This is a genomic window from Alteromonas sp. 14N.309.X.WAT.G.H12, assembly GCF_036697315.1.
In the GTDB taxonomy this organism is placed as follows: Bacteria; Pseudomonadota; Gammaproteobacteria; order Enterobacterales; family Alteromonadaceae; genus Alteromonas.
In genome coordinates this window covers 12,399-33,298 of sequence record NZ_JBAHZB010000024.1, presented here as the reverse complement: position 1 = coordinate 33,298, position 20,900 = coordinate 12,399, and the positions used below count along the sequence as shown (strand labels likewise).

Sequence of the window (20,900 nt, the reverse complement as noted above, 5' to 3'; positions counted from 1 at the left end):
TGTACAACATAACAACCCAACGGTAAAAAAAACACCGAACGTAAATACAGTTTTTCCATAAAAAAACCACTCGTTTAAGAGTGGCTTTTTATTCGCATTTTAAATGGGAAAATCAGCTAAATTAATATTGCCCAAATCGCTTGGTGAAATTTAAACTGACCATGCGAGGCGCCCCTTCAATATAGGTGGCAAATCCAAACGCACTGCCGGTATTGCCCGCATCCATAATGTATTCATTGTCTAACAGGTTGTTGGCCGCCAGCGTTAGCTCCCAGTTGTCATCCGTTGCGCTGATACCTAACTGCAAATTCACCAGCCCCACAGAGCCTTCTTCGTATTCATTTTCAATATCAAAATAAACAGAAGAGCGATAAGTGTAACTACCAGAACTAAAGAACGTTAGGTTATTGCCCATGTCTCCTCGATAAATATACCCCAACGCCCCAGATGTTTTCGGCTGTAAACGGAACTGGTTACCGGCATATTCACCATTTTCTTCATCATCATCAATACCTGCGTCCATGATGGCAAGGTTTGCCAAAATTCTTAAGTTATCGGTGATGTGCCACGACACTTCCCCTTCAAACCCTAAATTACTGGCTGAACCGGCATTCAGCGTTTCAGACAACCCGCTGTCAGCGTCATACACAGAAACCTGAAAGTTCTTGTAATCCTGTAAGAAAACCGCGGCAGAATAGGTTAATGAACCGCCGTTATTGCGGCCTTTTAATCCCGTTTCGTAGTTGCTAATTTCTTCCGCGGGAACCAGATCAATCACCCCGCTATCAATGTCAACAATTTGAGAACGCTGCCCTTGGGAAAAGGTTGCATAAATATTGAGGTTGTCATTCACCGTATACAATGCATTTAGGCGAGGTAACAATACGTTGTCATCGGCATCCGCCGTGTAGGTAATGCCATTGGTGGCGGTAGAGGTGAAAAACAACGTGGAATCATAGCCCACCAGTGATGAAATCAAGGTGGTTGATGGCATATCAGACACTTCGCTGGTCTGTCTTGATTCTTTGACGTAACGAAGGCCCGCAGTTAACTCGAAGTTAGGCGTCACAGCATAAGAGGCATCCGCAAATAAGCTGGTACTTGAATTGTCAGCTTCATTTAAGTAATAAATACCTTCATTTAACAGTTCGGTGTAGGCGCCGTCGGTCAAAAGCGCCGTGGTGCTGGTGTTACAGCTTTCAATGCCATAAGACGCCAACAGCCCCATACAACTGACCACCAAGCCTTCTTCACCGATGACGGGGATCGACTGGGCCGCATCTTCTGTAAAATAGCTGGTGCCAATAAAACCGTTAAGTTTATCGCCACTGAAATTTAAGCGCAGTTCATGTGATGTTTGGTCGCCACTGGCGTTTTCGGCAAAATTTAAGAATTCATACTCGGTACCATCTGCATCGAAGGTTTCTAATGAGTCGTAATCTCGGTACGCGCCAATATAAGTAAGACTATAGCGCTCAGACAAGTCCCAGTTCACCGTAAGATTGATATCATCCACGTCACGCTCAATACCAATATCGTCCATACCAAGCAAGGTAGAATCTGGCACACTGAAGGAGCCGTTATCCGTAAATAACACATCTTCAGAGGCAAAGGCGGTACCGGGATCGCTGGCTTCATCGTGGTTATAAATAATATCCACGGTGAGATCCTCATTGGGGGTGAACCGCAAACTCGCCCGGTATGCTTGTCGGTCGTAGCCATTTAAATCGTTTTCGCCTTCGGCGTTATTTTTAACATAGCCGTCCCGGGCTTTTTTTACAAAAGCAAAGCGGCCCTGAACCACATCGCTACCGCCTGTTACCATGCCTTGCACTTCATACATGTCATAGTTGCCCACAGACCCCTTAACATACCCATTGAACTCTTGTTCAGGTTTGGCGGTAACAAAACTCATAGCACCGATGGAGGCCGCCGTACCAAACAAGGTGGCTTGGGGACCCTTAACCACTTCAATACGTTCCATGTCGTAAGTTTCAAAATAAGACGCACGAGAGCGTGAGACATCGGTACCGTTCAAATACACCGAAACCCGTGCAGACGCGCTGGCAGAGCCGTCATCTGAGGTAATGCCGCGGATTACATAACCGTTGTTATTAATGCTTTGCTGCTGAACCACAAGACCGGGAACAAAATCTGACAATTCATCAAACTGATCGATGCCTAAATCTTCCATGGTATCTGAATCGAAGGCGCTGATGGTCATAGGCACATCTTGAATCGATTGCACACGTTTTTGCGCGGTAACCGTAATACTTTCTATATCTTGGCGACTCTCTTGCTGTGCCTGAGCGGAAAAGGCAGATAGCACCATCAATGCTAAAGGAGACAGTGTGAATAAGTTTTTAGTATTCATAACTTCTATTGTTCTCGGTGTTAATTAAGGGGTTGGGCAAGGCAAGAAAAAATTAAGCGCGTTGGGATTTTCCCCCTAATACATTGACTTGCCGCCTATGCTCCAGATACTTTTCTTCACGCTGTAATCTGAATACTGCGACAAGGTAACCGTAAGATGTGACAATCATATGTAAGCTGTATGACATTGATTGATTTAGTATTTTTAATCTTTTCTCATTTACATCTTTAGCGTTAGCTGTTTTTTGTATAAACCGAGATGGGTTATATCCCTTAATAAAGGCAGCTTATCTTGGTGTTACAAATGTGCCATCTCACTGTCATAAAGTTTCGCTATATCTTGGGTTTTCACTTACCAAAAGATTCTCCTTTATGGACAGACGTTCTTTTATCAAATTAAGTACTTTTGCGGGGGCAAGTGTCGCCATTTCAACAGGGCTTGCCGGGTGTGTTTCTACCCAACAACCGCAAGACAATGCTACCTTCACTCACGGTGTGGCCAGTGGCGATCCCCTTCACGACAGTGTTATCCTGTGGACTCGCGCAATACCAGAATCAAGCGCAGTGAGCGCTCACATTTTATGGGAAGTCTCTACCTCTAAAGACTTCAGCTCCCTGGTGGCCAGCGATGTTGCCAAAGCAGAACAATCTCGTGATTTCACAGTAAAAGTTGATGTGAAAGGTTTGCAACCGGCCACCCGCTATTACTATCGTTTTCGAAGCGCCAGCCAAACCAGCGTGGTGGGGACAACCCTGACCTTGCCAAAAGAGAACGTGGATCAGGTGACCTTCGGGGTATTTTCCTGCTCCAACTATCCGGCAGGTTTTTTTACCCCGTATGCTGATGCCGCCACACGCACTGACATTGATTATGTCTTACATTTAGGCGACTACATCTACGAGTACGGCGGGGACGGCTATGCCACCGAGCATGCCAAAGCACTCGGTAGAACCTTTGCTGAGAATAACAACAGCGAACTTTTAACCTTAGAAGATTACCGAAATCGTTACGCCATTTATCGCACCGACCAAGGCTTACTCGATTTACACCAAGGGAAACCCTTTATTGTGGTGTGGGATGATCACGAAGTGGCCAACGATACCTACAAAGACGGGGCACAAAACCATCAACAAGATGAAGGGGATTTTTACGCACGCAGAGCCGCGGCGGTACAAGCCTATTATGAATGGTTACCGATTCGGCCCACCTTTGGCGAGAGCCGGTTGGAAATATACCGTCAGTTTTCCTTTGGCAATTTAGTCGACCTTTATATGCTCGATACCCGCGTGCTGGCCCGGGATAAACAACTCAACTACGATGATTTTCGCGACCCAGAAACCAAGGCCTTCGATTTACAGGGCTTTACGGCTGCCATTAGCGCCCCAGAGCGCGGTTTGTTGGGCAAGGCCCAACGCACCTGGCTCAATTCGGCCATGCAGGAAAGTACCGCAAAATGGCAAGTATTGGGGCAGCAGCTGTTAATTGGCCGTATGACCTTTCCCGCCTCCATCTTTAACGGTGTGCCGTTTGAAAATATTCCAGCCCACGTCCATGCGCTGGCCAACAGTAAACGCAAACAACTTGCTGGTGAGGCGATTTCAGAACAAGAAGCGCAGATGTTAGCCACTGCCATGCCCTACAACCTGGACGCCTGGGATGGTTACCCCGTTGAACGGGAAACCTTGCTCACCGCGGTTCAAAAGTTAAATAAACCGGTTATCGCACTGGCAGGTGATACCCACAATGCCTGGCACAATCGGTTGACCTTACAAGATGGCACCCCAGTGGCCACCGAGCTAGGTACCGCCAGCGTATCATCACCGGGCATGGAACATTATTTAAAAATGGATGAGGCAACAGCAAAAGTATTAGCCGAGGATCTGCCCGTGCTAATCGACGATTTACAATACTGCAACCTCCATCAACGGGGCTATTTGACCGTTTCGTTCACCCCAGAGCAGGCAGTGGCAACCTGGCGCTTTGTGGATTCCATTCAATCCCCATCAGTTGGCCCAATCAACACCCATGAGTTTGTCATAGAAAGCTAATTTCTGGAACAAAAACCCCGTTTTCGCGAAAGTAGAAAGCGGGGGCTTCCCAAGCCCGTGGTGGTATTCCAGGCGCTTCCCCAATACGAACAAACCGCACCTGTCCAAATACCTTAGCCCACGGCAATTGAAGATGATTTTTATGCAGCGTATGAGCATAACTGATATGCTGACAAGGCTTCACGCTATACCGTGTCGGTAGTGAAAAACGCCGTTATTCAGTGGCGCTCTTTTTGGGCGCGTTAGCCGCTAATATCAAAGATTTGCAACAGAATGCGATTAAAAAGGGGACATAATGCAACGGGCCATTCAACAAGATATCGCGGCGATTCAAGGCATTGAAGCCGTCCCCCATATCATGAATATTCTCGCGGAAGTCACCGGCTTACGTTTTATCTGCGTAGCCAGAGTCACCGAAGACAATTGGACCATGTGCTCGGTACTCGACAAGGTGAACTTTAATTTACAGCCTGGCGATGAACTGGAAATTCAAACCACTTTTTGTAGTCAGGTACGCCAATCGGCTAAGGCGATTGTGATAGAAGAAGCGTCTAAGGATAGCCAGTATAAAACCAGCCCAATTCCCGTTATGTATGGGTTTGAAAGTTATTTTTCCTACCCCATATTCAAAACCGATGGCTCATTTTTTGGCACCTTGTGTGGTCTTGATCCTATCCCTGCGACGTTAAAGTCGGCCAAAATACATAACCAAATTGCCTCCTTTGCCGAACTAATTTCCCGCCAGTTAGAAGTTAACGACCAGCTACATTCGGCTCAATCGGCATTGTACGATGAGCAATCAGCGGCAAAACTGCGGGAACAATACATTGCCATACTCGGCCATGATATACGCACGCCGTTGTCATCACTGAAAATGGGGGTGGATTTTCTCATCGACACCCTGCCAGATGCGACCAGCCAGCAGGTGCTCAAGCGAATGGACAACAGCGTGAATAAAATGAAGCGGTTGATAAACGATGTCATGGATTTTACCCATGGCAAGATGGGAAAAGGTATTACGCTAAATGTACGTTCTTCAGACAACCTTCAAACCATATTGTTGCATGCCGTAAATGAATTAGCCGCCCTACATCCAGAATGTCGTATCAATACAAACATTCAGGTTACCGAAACCCTTTATTGCGACCCTGAGCGCATTGGCCAATTGCTATCCAACCTACTGATTAACGCGATTGTCCATGGTGATAGCGCACACCCCATCGACGTTTATGCTGCGAGCGACAATGGGATGTTTACGCTGAGTATTGCTAACGGCGGTACTCCCATTCCCACAGAAACCAAAGCGAAGCTCTTTGAACCATTTTGGCGTAATCAAAATGCAAAGCACTCTGGGGGGTTAGGTTTGGGGCTTTTTATCGCCGCTCAAATTGCCCAAACGCATCAAGGGGAGTTATCGGTGGAATCCAGCGACCACGCAACGGTTTTCACGTTCTCTGCTAACCTAAGGCATTAAAGTGAATTAAGATCGAAAACCGAGTCGCGTACCACTAATTGTGCATCGTATAACGGCTGAAGCACATGCTGTTGATCGTAGACTCGATTGAGTATGGATTTAGCCGCCATCTCTCCCATTTTGTTCACCGGGTTAGATACCGTGGTTAACTTAGGAAACACATGGTGGGCAAACATCAGGTTATCAAAGCCCACTATGGACAGATCACGTGGCAAGTCTAGGCCCATATCGCGAGCACAACTCATTGCTCCTGAAGCCATCCAGTCATTAGCGCAAACAACAGCGGTTAACGCCGGGTTTTGCTGCTTTAAATAGCGTAAGCCGTCACGGCCATCCAGTTCTTGAAAATGCCCTTCGAACACCATTTCAGGTAAGAAATCCAAGCCGCCTTCTGCCAAGGCTCGCTTGTGACCACTCAAGCGCTCCATGGCATCGTGTTTATTTCTGGGGCCTGAAATATAGCCTATCTGTCGATGGCCCATCGCGATTAAGTGCTCAGTGGCAAGAAAACCACCTTGCTCGTTGTCGAGGCAAAAGCAGCCATCGTCGATGCCTGGCACATCGCGGTTAATTACGGCAATGGGAATGCGATCCTGATTGATGGCTGCCAGTTGTTCATCAGACATCCCCTCCGTGTGCATGATCAATGCGTCGCAGCGACGACTGATCAAAAACTCTACGGCATCCACCTCCTGAGCCAAATCATTATGACCAACGGTGATAATAACGTGTTTGTTGGCTTGCCTTAGCGTGACTTCAATGGCCTGCACCATTTCGCCAAAGAACGGCGTATCGAGCTCCGACACCAGAATACCAATGCTGTCGGTACGATTGGTCGCCAGCGAACGGGCAACGCTGCTGGGCCGATAGTTAAGCTCCTGCATCGCCAGTTCGACTTTCTCTCGCAATTTGGGATTGACCGTTTTGCGGCCGTTTAACACCCGGGACACCGTGGACAACGACACCCCTGCGTGCTCAGCAACCTGATAAATGGTTGTCATTTGCCTACACTGTAAAAAACATTGGACGGAATATTATGCATAAATAGTCTAGCCTTGGCTACGTCGCAATGTGAGCTCTGCGGTGATTTGTTGTTGGGTGCGATCATTGAGAGGATAAGCCATCATCAACAGTGCGCCAAGCACGCCAAATACAGCGGGAATAAAGCTCATCAGTAAAATCATACCGGGTATGCTGTTGTCCACAGTACTGATATCGGCACCGTCGTAACCGTAAAACCCCAACACCAGTAACATCAGCGCGCCGGCAAATCCACCACCGGTCTTCTGGACAAAGGTACCGGCAGAAAATATCAGCCCCGTGGCTCGCCGACCTGTGCGCCATTCAGAATAATCCGCGGCATCCCCGAGCATGGCAAAAAACAACGTGGGCATAATGGCGGCAAAAAACTCCGCACTGATCCCCAAACTAAAGATCACCAGCAGTTGGTCTTCTGGCGCAAAATACAGCAGTGCCGTCAATACGCTAGAGGCAATCAACGCGATAATAAATAAGGCTTTGCGCCCTACCCAACGAGTCATTGTCGAGGTGGCCAGTGCGCCAATAACGGAAATGACTAACAAGCCGATAAAATACTGCCCGGCGAGCAATTCATCACCGACAACGTATTTAAAGTAATACGCCACAGCACCGATTTTAATGCCATTAAACATCATGGTTAAAAAACCGATACCCAGCAAAATCAACCACGGGGTATTAGAGGCTAAATCGAGCACATCCTGCTTGGCCCGGCTAAGGTGGGTAGGATCGGTGCGTTTCAGGCGGCGAATGCCCAGGATCACAAGCACAATGATCACCAACAAAAACGCGCCGCTTAACCAATTGCGAAAATAGAAAAACGCACTCAAAGCACTTAGCGGCACCACGATAAACGGCAATTGTTTGGCCAGTTCACCTAGCTCCTGGGTTAACGACACGGACTTCGCTGCAATAGGGGAAATCCGTTCTCGCGTTGACCAAACCGTAAACATCATCATGACAAACAGCAACCCGGCGTAAACGAACATGGCGTACTGATACCCATGGGTCTTGCTACCGGCACCAAGGGTATCAACCAATGAAGGTAAAAAGCCCATGACAAATAAACCGCCGAGAAACGCGCCAGCAAAGCGAAAGCCCGACAGCTGAGTACGCTCTCTGTCATCGGGTGTCATGACCCCCATTAATGCCGAATAGGGAACATTATTCATGGTATAGGCCAGGGTTAATCCGATATACGTAAAATAGGCAAACCATAACTTACCGCTGTCGTCTAAATCTGGCGTGGTAAAACATAACACCATAAAAATACACAACAGGGGCGTTGACCACAGGATCCAGGGGCGAAAACGTCCCATGGCAGTATGTGTGCGGTCGGCAATCATGCCCATCACGATGTCGGTCACCCCGTCTGACAGCCTGACAATCAAAAACAAGAGCGCCGCTGATGCCACTGACAGACCGAAGGTATCGGTATAAAATACCGCGAGATAGGCCAGTGCCCCGCGCCAAACCAAATTTGCCGCGGCATCCCCCATGCCATAACCGACCTTTTCAGTCAGAGATAATTTATTCACCACACATCTCCTGCTGATTAGCGCTGGGTTATCAGCGCCGAGTATGCTTTGGCACTCAGCTTGGGAATGCGCTGTTGAGTGGCATAGTCAACATACACCAATCCAAAGCGTTTTTGGTAGCCCTCGGCCCACTCAAAGTTGTCCATCAGGCTCCAGGCAAAGTAACCCTTAACATCAACCCCTTGTAACATCGCCTCTGATAAGGCGTTTAAGTGCCCGTCATAGTACGCCACACGATCGTAATCGAGAACTTCGCCATCGTCGAGTTTATCGGCCATGGCCGCGCCGTTTTCAGTAATGTAAATAGGCGGTAAGTCATAGCATTGATTCAGTGACACTAGCCATTCTGTTAGTGCCTGCGGGTAAATTTCCCAGCCAATATCCGTTTGTGGTGCCAGATGCGGCAGTTCGGTATAAAATTCTCCGGCCTTTGAAGGCGCGCTATAGGTAAGGCGGGTGTAAAAGTTAACGCCCAGAAAATCGAGGGGCGCTTGCATGATTTCAAAATCCCCCTCTCTAACCTCCGGTCGATCGTCGACGGCCAATTCCTGCAAAATATCCGGATAGCAGCCGTCCATCAGTGGTTTGATATACCAGTGATTAATATACTGATTGGCTTTATCCGTGGCAGCGATATCCTCTGCCCTCGACGTAGCGGGATAACACGGTGTGAAATTCAACACAATACCGTTCAGGGTTGACGGACTTAAACGCTGCAACTGTTGCATGCCCAGTCCGTGGGCCAACAAAATGTGATGAGCCGCCTGACGACCGTTTTTCCTGCCAGTTTTGCCCGGTGCGTGAACACCCGCTTCATAGCCTAAATACGCTGAACAAAAAGGCTCGTTAAAGGTGGCATAAGAATGCACGCGCTTACCCAGTGCCGGCACAATTTTACTTACGTAATCGGCAAACAGATTAGCGGTATTGCGATTCAACCAGCCCCCCTGGTCTTCAATGTGCTGGGGTAAATCCCAATGGTACAGGGTTACAAAGGGCTTAATGCCTTTCGCGTTCAAACCATCAAGCAACTTGATATAAAAAGCCACCCCGTCGGTATTAAGTGAACCATCCTGCTTAATGACCCGTGGCCAGGAAATAGAAAGCCGGTACGCATCGACACCCAACGACGCAATCAACGCCACGTCCTCTTGCCAACGCTGAACATGTTCACAGGCAACCAGGCCGTTGCTGGCATCAGCGATTTTACCTGCGGTATTACAGAAAGTATCCCAAATACACGGCAGACGATTGGCCGCATCACCTTCAATTTGGAAGGATGAAGTAGCCGTGCCAAAAATAAAATCCGGGTGGCGTAATGGTGAATTGTTGGCTAAAGCGATGGAAGTCATTTAATGCCCTTTTTGCAACATTGAAGTCAGGCAAAGTTCAAGCCGCCCAACATGGTTTCATGAATAATATTTGTTGTATTTATGTTTATAACATGTAATCTTCGTTTTGAGAAAGCGCTTTCTCGAATTTCTATAATTTTGTCATAAATGAAAGCGGATCCGCCGGTAGCCATGCAGATATGCGTTTTTATGGAGAGTTAACGATGTTCAAAGTCCTGACAGCTTGTTTATTACTCGGCGCAGTTTTAACCGCATGCCAATCCGAGCCACAGCCAACCAGGCTAAGGGACGCATCGCCGGGCACACATCAGATTAAATGGCCTCGGATCATCTCAGAAGTCCCTCCCGACGCGGCCCTCGAGCAACGGGTGGCCGATATACTGGCGAGCATGACGTTAGAGCAAAAAAATAGCGCAAATGATTCAGCCGGAGATTCGTGATATCAGTGTTGAAGATATGCGCCGCTTTGGCTTTGGCTCATACCTCAACGGCGGAAACACCTCGCCCGGTGATAACAAATACGCCAGCGCAGCCGATTGGGTAGCACTGGCCGATGCCATGTATCAAGCCAGTGTCGACGACAGCTTAGATGGCTCAGTGATCCCCACGATGTGGGGGACCGATGCGGTGCACGGCCATAACAATCTGGTCGGTGCAACACTGTTTCCACATAACATTGGCCTTGGCGCCATGGGTGATCCCGTCTTAATTGAAGCGATTGCCAAAGCCACTGCCTTAGAGGTTCGCGCCACGGGCGTTGATTGGGCTTTTGCACCCACCGTTGCCACTGCCCGAGACGACCGCTGGGGTCGAACCTATGAAAGTTATTCAGAATCCCCTGACGTGGTTAAAGATTATGCCCGCGCCGCCGTATACGGCCTGCAAGGACACCCGGGCAGAGATTTTCTACAACAAGACAGCGTGCTGAGCAGTGTAAAACACTTTATTGGTGACGGCGGTACCTACCTGGGCGACGATCAAGGCGACAACCGTGACACTGAACAACAATTGCTCAATATTCACGGCCAGGGCTATGTCAGCGGTTTAACCGCCGGCGCCCAAATCGTCATGGCGTCGTTTAACAGCTGGCACGGTGAAAAAGTCCACGGTTCCTATTATTTACTCACTGACGTGCTCAAACAACAAATGGGCTTTGACGGCTTTGTCGTGGGTGACTGGTCGGGGCACGGACAAGTCAAAGGATGTAGCAATGAAAGCTGCCCACAAGCAATTAATGCCGGTTTGGATATGTTTATGGCGCCCACCGATGCCTGGCGACCATTGTTCTATAACACCCTTGCTCAAGTAAAATCAGGGCAAATACCGATTGCGCGCATCGATGACGCCGTCACACGTATTCTGCGCGTTAAAGCCCGCTTTGGCTTATTCGAACAAGGCAAACCCAGCCAGCGGCCATACGCCGGCGATCAAAACCTGCTGGGACAAGCCGCCCACCGTAAAATCGCCCGTCAAGCCGTGCGAAAATCACTGGTACTGCTAAAAAACCACGGCAACTTACTGCCGTTATCGCCTACCCAACACATTTTCGTTGCCGGTGACGGCGCGCACAATATCACCAAGCAATCAGGTGGCTGGACACTGACTTGGCAGGGCACCAATAACAGCAACAGCGACTTTCCCGGCGCCACTTCTATACTCGAAGGGATCACCGAACAAGTCACTGTAGCGGGCGGCGTAGTGTCTTATGACGTCGCGGGCAACTATACCCACAAGCCCGACGTTGCCATTGTGATCTTTGGCGAAAATCCCTATGCCGAAGGTCACGGTGATCGCACTGATGTCGCCTATCAACCCGGCGATAAAACCGATTTAGCCATACTAAAACGGCTACAGGCGGCGGGCATTCCCGTTGTGTCCATCTTTTTATCTGGTCGCCCCATGTGGGTGAATGCCGAACTCAACGCATCAGATGCCTTTGTCGCGGCCTGGTTACCTGGCAGTGAAGGAGCCGGGATCGCCGATGTGATCCTGCGGAATCAACGCCAGCAGATCCAATATCCTATCAGCGGAAAACTCAGTTTCAGCTGGCCAAATTCTCCTTATATTCAGGTCAATGAGGGGGACGATCCCCAGCCTATTCTGTTTCCTTTTGGCTATGGCTTGCATTATGGCGAGCATGATCCCCTTGGTGATGACCTCAATGAAACCCTAGAAGCAGCCACAGGACAAAATAGCGAACGGCTGCTCTACAACGGCCAGATGCACGCCCCCTGGTTGCTGTGGCTAGGCGCCGACTCACAGCGCGAGCAAGTCACCAGCAATGCCAGCCGCTTAGGTCAGGTAGCCTATCGAACCGCCGATAAACAGGTTCAGGAAGATGCCATGCATATCACCTTTAGTGGTGAAGGCCCCGGTCAGGTGCTGTTTAACAGTAAGAGTAACTTCCGCGAAGATCTGCGTAGCGATTTATTGCAACACGGTGAGCTCAAAATTACCGTAAATGTGCACGACATTGGTGAGCAGCCGGTATTTTTGCGCACCCAGTGCGACAGCGACACGCAACAGCCCTGTGGTGCCACGCTTCCCTTGATGCAACCTGCCGCCGTTCTACTCGACCGCTGGCAAATTTACACCGTCCCACTGCGTTGTATCGCAGCTGCGGGAATGGAATTTCAAAATACCACTGTCCCCTTTGCACTCTACTCCGAAGGGCGTGCGGCCTTTACCCTCAGCAAAGTGTCTATTGTTACCCACGCCGAGGCACGCGATGCGCCATGCCTTACAGTAACCGGAGAATAAACCATGTTTGATAACACCAAGCTCCATTGGCGCGAGAAAGTGGGTTACTCCCTAGGCGACATGGCGTCGAATTTTTACTGGCGGGTGTTCGATCTATTTCTGTTTATTTTTTACACCGACGTGTTTGGCTTGTCTGCTGCGGCTGTGGGCACCATGATGCTGGTCACCCGCCTGTTCGACGCCATCTCCGATCCGCTGATGGGCGCACTTGCCGATCGCACGACCACCCGGTTTGGCAAGTTTCGGCCCTATTTGTTGTGGGGCGCCATCCCATTGGCCGTGGCGGGCGTGCTCACCTTTACCGTGCCCGATACAGATCCGGCAGGTCAATACCTGTGGGCCTTTGGCACCTACACTTTCATGATGCTGGCGTACACTTTTATCAATGTGCCCTACGGCGCATTAATGGGGGTGATGACCGGTGACAGTCAGCAGCGGACCCAGTTAACCTCCTTTCGCTTTATTGCCGCGTTTAGCGGCGGCACCCTGGTGGCTTATCTCACCCCCGAATTGGTGATCCTGTTGGGCAACGGCGATGATATTACCGGTTGGCAGTTGACGATGGCCTGTTACGGCACGGTGGCCATAATATTGTTTGCCACCACTTTTATGTTGACCCGTGAACGCATTCAACCTTTCGCGATACGACAATCAAGTGTATGGCAGGACATTCGCGATCTCGGCCACAACAAACCCTGGCAAATCCTGTTTTTACTGGCCTTGGTTATTATGATCACCATCAGCCTGCGCGGCAGTGCCGGCACCTTTTACCTCAAATATTACGTTGGCCGCGAGGATTTAATCGGCGCCTTTAGCATGGTGTATATGCTATCACTTGCCGTTGGTGCGGCCATGACCCCGCTCTTGTGTAAATACGTTGAAAAACGCCAATTGCTGATGCTCCTTATGGGGACCGTGACCCTCTGCTCTGTGGTCATGTATTTTGTACCAGCGGATCAACTGGCGGTGATTTTTGTGCTGCAATGTTTAATTGGCCTGGGCCTTGGGCCTAAATCCCCTTTGGTGTTTTCCATGTACGCCGATACTGCCGACTACGGCGAATGGAAACTCGGGCGGCGTGCCACTGCCATGATTTTCTCGGCGGCGGCCTTTGCGCAGAAACTCGGTGGTGCCTTGGCCGGCGCCACCATAGGTTGGGTACTCGCCAGTATGGGCTATGTGGCCAACCAGGCGCAATCTGATGCCTCACAATCCGGCATCTTACTGCTAATGACTGTCATTCCGGCATTTTTTACTGCGCTATCTGTGGTTATCGCCTATCGCTATTCACTCAATCAAAGTGAACTCAACACCATTCATCAATCACTTGCAGGGAGAGGGAGGAAACGATAATCGCTATGCCAACACCATCGCTATATACACTCAACGACGACAACGGTGACATCACTGTGCACGACAGCACAGCGGTGGCCACCGCTGGCGGCTATTTGTGGAATCACAGGCTGTTGCTCAACATGACCTGCCAAGGCTACGCTAACGTGCATTTTATGCAGCCTGAACCGGCGAGTTATTCGTGCGGCCCGGCGCTGGAAGCGAAAACCTTTTTACAGCCCGAGCACCAATATTATCCGGGCCATCCCGGGCGCTTTTTTTACTTTCACGATAAACAGGCTGACTACCGCTTTTCGGCCCCCTATGCGCCGGTTAACGCACGCCATGACCGCTTTGCATTTGACATAAAAAAACACCAGCTCAGTTGGACCATCGAGCACAAGCACTGGCGTATTGAACTTTGCGTTCACCTTCCCCAACACGAGGTCGCCGAATTCTGGTCCCTGTCCATTACCAACACCGATAACCAGTTACGCACCCTGCAACACTGCAGTTGTTTTAACATTGGCAATCAGTCGTGGATGAACCAATCGGCCACCTATGAGCCTACATTGGGTGCCCTAGTGGCTAATAAGGTAACGCCCTATCAAAAAACCGCTGATTATGCCAAACAACAGCATTATCTTGAGCAAACCTATTTGTTATCTGAGCAGGTTCCCGACAGTTGGACAGCGTCGCTGCGAGATTTTCTTGGCGAAGGTGACTGGCAACAACCCCAAAGTTTACTGTATGAAGAGTTAGACAGGGAACCGGCGATCTATGAAACGCCACTGGCGGCGCTGCAATTTAGCCGCGATTACTTGCCGGGTGAGCGCCAGTGTTTTCGCTTTGTTTTTGGTCCCGCCAAGGATCATAGCTCAATAAGACGTATACGGGACGACCACCTTAGTGCCGCAGGCTTTGCAGCCTCACTAGAGGCCGCTTTGCAACGTGCCCGGCAATGGCAGCCCAAGATCCACTTGCAATCCCCGGATGATAAATTGAACCACTTTGTGAACCACTGGCTATGCCGACAGGTTATTTATCACGGTGAAACCCAACGCTTAACGACGGATCCACAAACCCGCAACTACCTGCAGGACGCCATGGGCATGTGCTTTATCGACCCGGCCATAATGCGCACCGCGCTGCTGACAACACTGGCACAGCAACACAGCAACGGCGAGGTACCCGACGGTATACTGCTACACCCCGATGCCGAACTCAAATACATCAACCAGATCCCTCATTCGGACCATGCCGCCTGGCTACCCATTTGCCTGGCTGTGTATATTGACGAAACCGCCGATACCGAATTGATGTTTGCATCGATAGGCTATGCAGACAGCACCGTAAAAGCGCCATTGTGGTTACACATTGACAAAGCCATGGATTATTTGCGCAACAATCTCGATGAGCGTAATTTGAGCTTGATCGCCGAAGGAGACTGGTGCGATCCCATGAATATGGTGGGCCACCAGGGCAAGGGCGTATCAGCCTGGCTGAGTATGGCAACCGCCTGGAGTTTTCAACTGTGGGGGGCGCTGTGCCAGCGTATCAATAAACCAAAAAAAGCCGACTACTGGTTGCAACAAGCCCGCAGGCTTAATCAGAGCATCAATGACTATTTTTGGCAGGACTCCTGGTATGCCAGGGGGATCACCGATGCCGGACGCACCTTTGGTACCCCCAAAGACGAAGAAGGACAGATCTTCCTCAACCCACAAAGCTGGGCACTGTTGTGCGGTGCCGCCGATAGCGATAAATTGCCCCACATTATCCACGCGGTGCAACAACACCTAATGACCGCCCATGGTCCGCAAATGCTGGCGCCGCCCTATACCCGAATGCATCAGGATATTGGCCGCCTGACACAAAAGTTTCCCGGGGTTGCCGAAAATGGTTCTGTGTACTGTCACGCCGCGGCATTTTACCTCTATGCTTTGTGGCAACAAGGTAAAACAGACGAGGCTTTTGCCGTGCTCGACAGTTTAATCACCGACCCAAGCAACTGTCGCCAGCGAGGACAACTGCCCGTGTACATACCCAACTATTTTCGCGGTGCTCCGCAGCTCTATCCACAGCACTTAGGGCGCTCGAGCCGGTTGTTTAACACAGGTACGGTGGCCTGGGTATTGCGCGCGATTGTCGAAGAACTATGTGGCCTGAAAGGCTGCGAAGAGGGCTTGCATATTCAACCCAAGCTGCCCAGTCACTGGCCAAGCTTAACGGCGACAAGAACATTCAGAGGGCATCGATTCGATCTCAGGGTAACCCGTAATACCGCCCTATCTGCGCCAAAGATACAGGTAAACGGACAACGCCTGAAAACCTCGGTGTTGTCGTTAGAGGGGCTCGCCACACACTGTGTGTTAGACGTACAACTGCCCGCACCTCAAAAGGAGTGAATAATGTACAAGGGATTAGTGGTAGTAATAGGCGTGTCGGGCAGCGGAAAGTCGAGTCTGGCACAACGCCTTGCGGCGTATTTTCAGCAGCCGATGATAGAGGCAGATGACTACCATCTGCCACAAGCAAAAGCGCTAATGCAAGCGGGACACGGTTTGAATGAAGAACACCGCAAGCCCTGGCTACACCGCCTTGTGGTGGCTTGTGAACAAGCACTGTCATGCACCCCCACGGTGATCTTGGCCTGTTCAGCCCTCCAGCAGCAACACCGCGACCGATTTCGCCGCATTGACGCACCAGTGAGATTTATCTGGCCGGACGTGCCGATTGCACTGTTGCAGCAACGTCTGCGTCAACGCACAGGGCATTTTGCCTCGAACACCCTATTAACCAGTCAGTTTGCGTGTTTTGAACCACCGATCAACGAAACAGATTGCCTGCGGATCGATGGTACACTTTCGCTAGATACACAGTTAGCTGAATGTGTGGCGGTGATGGATGATTGGTAAATTCAATTTACTGGCAAGCGCACTGCTGTGTAGCACCACGGCAGCGCACTGCGCTATGGCGGCACAGGAAGTGTTTCACAGCCCGGTCGCGCCGGTGATCGATGGCGTGGTTGACTCCCATTGGCGTGATTTTTCCTGGTTTCCCATAAACGCCGTTATTATTGGCGAAACCCCTGAACCAAGTGACTTTTCCGGTCGATTTAAACTCAGCTGGCACGGCGATTACCTCTACCTGCTGGCACACATACAAGACGACATACTTACCGATTCACATCCCAACCCCACCGACAATTACTGGAACGATGACTGTTTGGAGGTGTTTTTAGATCCGGACGCCTCCGGCGGCGATCATCTCTACTCACACAACGCCTTTGCCTACCATATCGCGCTAGACAATCAGGTGGTTGATTTAGGGCGTCGCGAAGGTGACGTGGTGGTGTTTAACCAGCATATTCACAATCGCTGGCAGCGGGATCCCAGCCCGCCTTATGGACTTATTTGGGAAGCCAAAATTGGCTTTTATGCCGACAATGGGCAACACCTTTCCCCCATATCCCTTAGCACAGGCATGGAATTTGGCTTTATGCTCGCCTATTGCGATGCCGATGGCCGACCAGAGCGCGAACTGTTTATCGGCTCTCAATCAATTACAGTGATTGGTAATGATAAAAATATTGGGTACAAGACAGCGGATGTTTTCACAAAAATGCGCCTTAACGAGGCCTCTCCTTTGTCTTTCACTAAAATTAAATAACGTTTTAAACCAGCAAGTTAATATATTTAGTGTAAACAGCTTGTAAAATATATGTTGATTTTTGTCAGGATGTGGAATAAGTTTTGAGAAAGCGCTTTCTCGAGCAGCAAGGTTCCCATTAACGGACAAGAAAGCGCTTTCTAAAAAACACACAGACTCGACTAAAAAGAGAGAATAACCGTGAAAAGCACAACGTTTAGCAAAACACGATTAGCCACCAACTTATCCGTAATTCTCGGAACTAGCTTTATTCATACCGCCATGGCGCAGGAAGCCGATGACGTGGAAGTCATTCAAGTTACAGGTATCCGCAGCAGTATCCAAGAATCCATGGGGATCAAACGGAATTCTGCGGGGGTGGTTGACGCCATCTCTGCAGAAGACATTGGTAAATTTCCGGACACCAACCTCGCTGAATCACTCCAGCGCATTACGGGAATTTCTATCAGCCGTAACAACGGTGAAGGCAATCAAGTAACCGCCCGAGGTTTTGGCCCAGATTACAATATGGTTACGCTAAACGGTCGTACGATGCCCGGTTTGGCACTACCCGCCGGCGGTGGCACAGCTAATTCACGTGCTTTTGATTTTTCCAACCTGGCGTCTGAAAGTGTGCGGGCGGTTGAGGTGTATAAAACGGGTAAGGCCAGCATTGCCACCGGCGGTATCGGCGCCACGGTAAACATTCGCACCGCGCGCCCCTTTGATGCCGCAGAAACCGGTTTTAGCGCATCCATTGGCGCTAAAGCCCTGCATGACACCACCAACCGCGTGGGCGATGATGTTACACCGGAACTGTCTGGATTCTTTAATTTCGTCAACGAGGATGCCACCTTTGGTGTGACCTTTAGCGGCTCCATTCAAGCCCGCGATAGTTCAGCCGTAGGCGCTTTCGTTAATGAATGGCGGGTGAATGAATACGACGGCACCATCCCCCAATCACCAGAAAACGACAGTGATCTTGTGATCAACAACGCACCGGCCATGGGCCAGCTCTTTGCCATTCCTTCCGATCTGCGGTACTACGTGGCTGATCGGGAGCGCGACCGCATCAACGCCCAATTGACCCTGCAGTTTGCTCCGTCAGACAAACTCACCGCCACACTCGATTACACCTATTCAAAGCAAGAACTTAGCGAAGCCCGTGCTGAACAGTCAATCTGGATGGATGACCGCTACTTTGTGGAGCTCACCTTCGACGATGAAACCGTCAAAACGCCCATTGGCATTGTACAAGACCGCCTTGAACTAGCACCCCGCGATCTCGGCTTAGCCATGCAGCAACTCAGTCAGGTCAACGAAAATAAGTCCATCGGGATCAACCTCGAGTACTTTGTTAACGACGATTTAAAATTGGTCTTTGATGCCCATAACTCCACCGCCGAAGGACGACCTGACGCCCCCTATGGCACCTGGGTTAATTTTGGTTTAGGCGCAAACGTGGTCGCTGGCCAAGGCGTAGATTTCAGCGGTGAATTCCCCATTATGACCGTTGACTACGACGACGAAGCACGGGGTAACCTCAACCCCAACGGCGTACTCGATCAGGACGATGTAGGCACCTCTATTTTAGATATGTACTACAACTCACAAGATACAGAAATTACCCAAGCGCGCTTAGACGGAACCTACACCCTGGAAGACGGCAGCGTTAACTTTGGTATAGAGTCACGTGCCATGGAAAGCACGTCGCTACAATCGCTTACCCGCCACACTATGGGTAACTGGGGTATTGAAAACCCAGGTGAATTGCCAGAAGGTATCCTCTCACCGTTAAACTTGTCATCCATATTCAGCGATTACAATACGTCAGGTATGTTCTCACAAGGTTTTACAGGGAATGTGGCAAAGCTCGGTGCATTTGCCGCCAATGAATACGGCTTTGACTTTGTTGCCGACAACCCCTACGCCACAAACCGCACCATTAAAGAAGATATTGTCGCGGCCTATTTTGAATTCGATCTGAATGGTGAACTCGGTGGTATGCCCTATAACGTGCTGGCGGGTATTCGCTATGAGCGCACAGAAACAACCTCTATTGCCAATATCGCCGTTCCCAGCGGTATTGCATGGGAAGGGAATAACGACTTTAACGTACGCTACGACAGTGACCAAACACAAGATGTCTCTGTGCGCTCCGATTACGACCACCTGTTGCCGTCCTTTGATTTTGACATTGAGTTTCGCGACAACATGATAGGCCGGATCTCTTACAGTAAAACCATAGCGCGCCCCACTTACGACAACTTAAGTGCGGCAGCAACGGTATCACCGCCCAGTGGTCCCACCTATCTCACAGGTGAAGCAACAGCAAGCGCAACGTCAGGTAACCCTTACCTGGTCCCCCTTGAATCCGATAACATAGACTTGTCTTTCGAATATTACTTTGATGAGACCAGTTATGTTTCGGTGGGTTTTTACGATAAACGGGTGAAAAACTTCATCGGTAACGAACAGGTCGAAGAAAGCATCTTTGGTTTAACCGATGCCACCAACGGGCCCCGGGTCCAAGAAGCCGCCGCTGAGCTTGAGGCGAGAGGCATCACGATCAGTGACACCAGCCTGTTTAACATGGTCGCAGCGATAGAAAATGGCGTAGATTATGATTCGATGACCGATGAGCAATTCGAAGCCGCCTACGACATCTTGCCCAATTCTGACGATCCAGATCTGATTTTCATTAACTCGAAACCGGTCAACAACAAAAGTGCCAACATTTACGGTTTTGAAATTGCCGTGCAGCACTTCTTTGGCGAAACGGGGTTTGGTGTGTCGGCTAACTACACCACCGTTGATGGCGATATTGAGTTTGACGTTAATGCAGACCCATCAGTCACCCAGTTTGCCCTGGTGGGGTTAAGTGATACCGCCAACCTCATCCTGATGTACGAAAAAGAGGCGTTACAGGCGCGTGTTGCCTATAACTGGCGAGATAAATTCCTCGATACTACCTCCCAGTATGTCAATGAACCGGGCTTTACCGAAGCCTATTCGCAAATTGACTTCAACGTGTCCTACGACATCAGCGACGATCTAACTGTCTTTGTTGAAGGAATCAACATTACCGAGGAAAACAGTCGCAGACATGGTCGTACTAGCGCCATGCTGTGGCGACTCGAGCAATTGGGTGCGCGTTACTCACTCGGTGCGCGATACCGCTTCTAAGCTACCTAAGAGGCTGTGGCAGGAGACTTTATCCCTCTGCCACAGCCTTTTCGTTCACCCATTACAGCAAAGCAGTATACACTTAACGGGCTAGCGTTTTGGTCAACAGCAACCGCGAAAAGGTCATTAAGCTTTGTGCGGGATCAT

The 20,900-nt window shown here is 49.9% G+C and carries 11 protein-coding genes and 1 pseudogene; 8 read left to right on the top strand and 4 right to left on the bottom strand.

The features are described from left to right. Window positions 1-121: 121 nt before the first annotated feature. On the bottom strand, window positions 122-2,374 hold the full coding sequence (locus tag V5298_RS09095; protein WP_332931148.1) for a TonB-dependent receptor: 2,253 nt from the start codon (window positions 2,372-2,374) through the stop codon (window positions 122-124). 371 nt (window positions 2,375-2,745) lie between these two features. On the opposite strand from V5298_RS09095, the gene V5298_RS09090 reads away from it, so the two are divergent. Together V5298_RS09090 and V5298_RS09085 are read left to right on the top strand one after the other, a co-directional pair. After that, on the top strand, window positions 2,746-4,422 hold the full coding sequence (locus V5298_RS09090; RefSeq protein WP_332931147.1) for an alkaline phosphatase D family protein: 1,677 nt from the start codon (window positions 2,746-2,748) through the stop codon (window positions 4,420-4,422). Between the two features lie 295 nt (window positions 4,423-4,717). Next, window positions 4,718-5,896, top strand: coding sequence for a HAMP domain-containing sensor histidine kinase (locus tag V5298_RS09085; RefSeq protein ID WP_332931146.1), 1,179 nt, complete (start codon window positions 4,718-4,720; stop codon window positions 5,894-5,896). Here the strand turns inward: V5298_RS09085 and V5298_RS09080 are convergent. From V5298_RS09080 to V5298_RS09070, 3 genes are read right to left on the bottom strand one after another with little or no spacing between them, the layout of a single operon-like run. Next, on the bottom strand, window positions 5,893-6,897 hold the full coding sequence (locus V5298_RS09080) for a LacI family DNA-binding transcriptional regulator (protein WP_332931145.1): 1,005 nt from the start codon (window positions 6,895-6,897) through the stop codon (window positions 5,893-5,895). The two genes, V5298_RS09085 and V5298_RS09080, sit on opposite strands and share 4 nt — an antisense overlap. Window positions 6,898-6,945: 48 nt before the next feature. Then, on the bottom strand, window positions 6,946-8,472 hold the full coding sequence (locus tag V5298_RS09075; protein WP_332931144.1) for an MFS transporter: 1,527 nt from the start codon (window positions 8,470-8,472) through the stop codon (window positions 6,946-6,948). A gap of 17 nt (window positions 8,473-8,489) precedes the next feature. Beyond that, window positions 8,490-9,824 carry a GH1 family beta-glucosidase gene (locus tag V5298_RS09070; RefSeq protein WP_332931143.1) on the bottom strand — a complete coding sequence of 445 codons (1,335 nt, stop codon included), beginning with the start codon at window positions 9,822-9,824 and terminating at the stop codon, window positions 8,490-8,492. Window positions 9,825-10,027: 203 nt separating this feature from the next. Here V5298_RS09070 and V5298_RS09065 point away from each other — a divergent pair. From V5298_RS09065 to V5298_RS09040, 6 genes and pseudogenes are all read left to right on the top strand, one after another. Further along, a pseudogene (locus V5298_RS09065) lies at window positions 10,028-12,584 on the top strand (glycoside hydrolase family 3 protein). Between the two features lie 3 nt (window positions 12,585-12,587). Further along, window positions 12,588-13,937 (top strand): MFS transporter, encoded by a 1,350-nt coding sequence (locus V5298_RS09060; RefSeq protein WP_332931142.1) that lies wholly within the window; start codon window positions 12,588-12,590, stop codon window positions 13,935-13,937. A 5-nt stretch (window positions 13,938-13,942) separates the two neighbouring features. Further along, window positions 13,943-16,324: a GH36-type glycosyl hydrolase domain-containing protein gene (locus V5298_RS09055; protein ID WP_332931141.1), complete on the top strand. Its 2,382-nt coding sequence runs from the start codon at window positions 13,943-13,945 to the stop codon at window positions 16,322-16,324. A gap of 3 nt (window positions 16,325-16,327) precedes the next feature. After that, window positions 16,328-16,834, top strand: coding sequence for a gluconokinase, GntK/IdnK-type (locus V5298_RS09050; RefSeq protein ID WP_332931140.1), 507 nt, complete (start codon window positions 16,328-16,330; stop codon window positions 16,832-16,834). After that, a complete protein-coding gene (locus V5298_RS09045; protein ID WP_332931139.1) occupies window positions 16,824-17,588 on the top strand; it encodes a sugar-binding protein in 765 nt (254 codons plus the stop codon). The genes V5298_RS09050 and V5298_RS09045 overlap by 11 nt, the downstream gene beginning before the upstream one ends. A gap of 180 nt (window positions 17,589-17,768) precedes the next feature. Next, complete coding sequence (locus V5298_RS09040) at window positions 17,769-20,753, top strand: TonB-dependent receptor (RefSeq protein WP_416351164.1); 2,985 nt, start codon at window positions 17,769-17,771, stop codon at window positions 20,751-20,753. The last annotated feature ends 147 nt before the right edge of the window (window positions 20,754-20,900 follow it).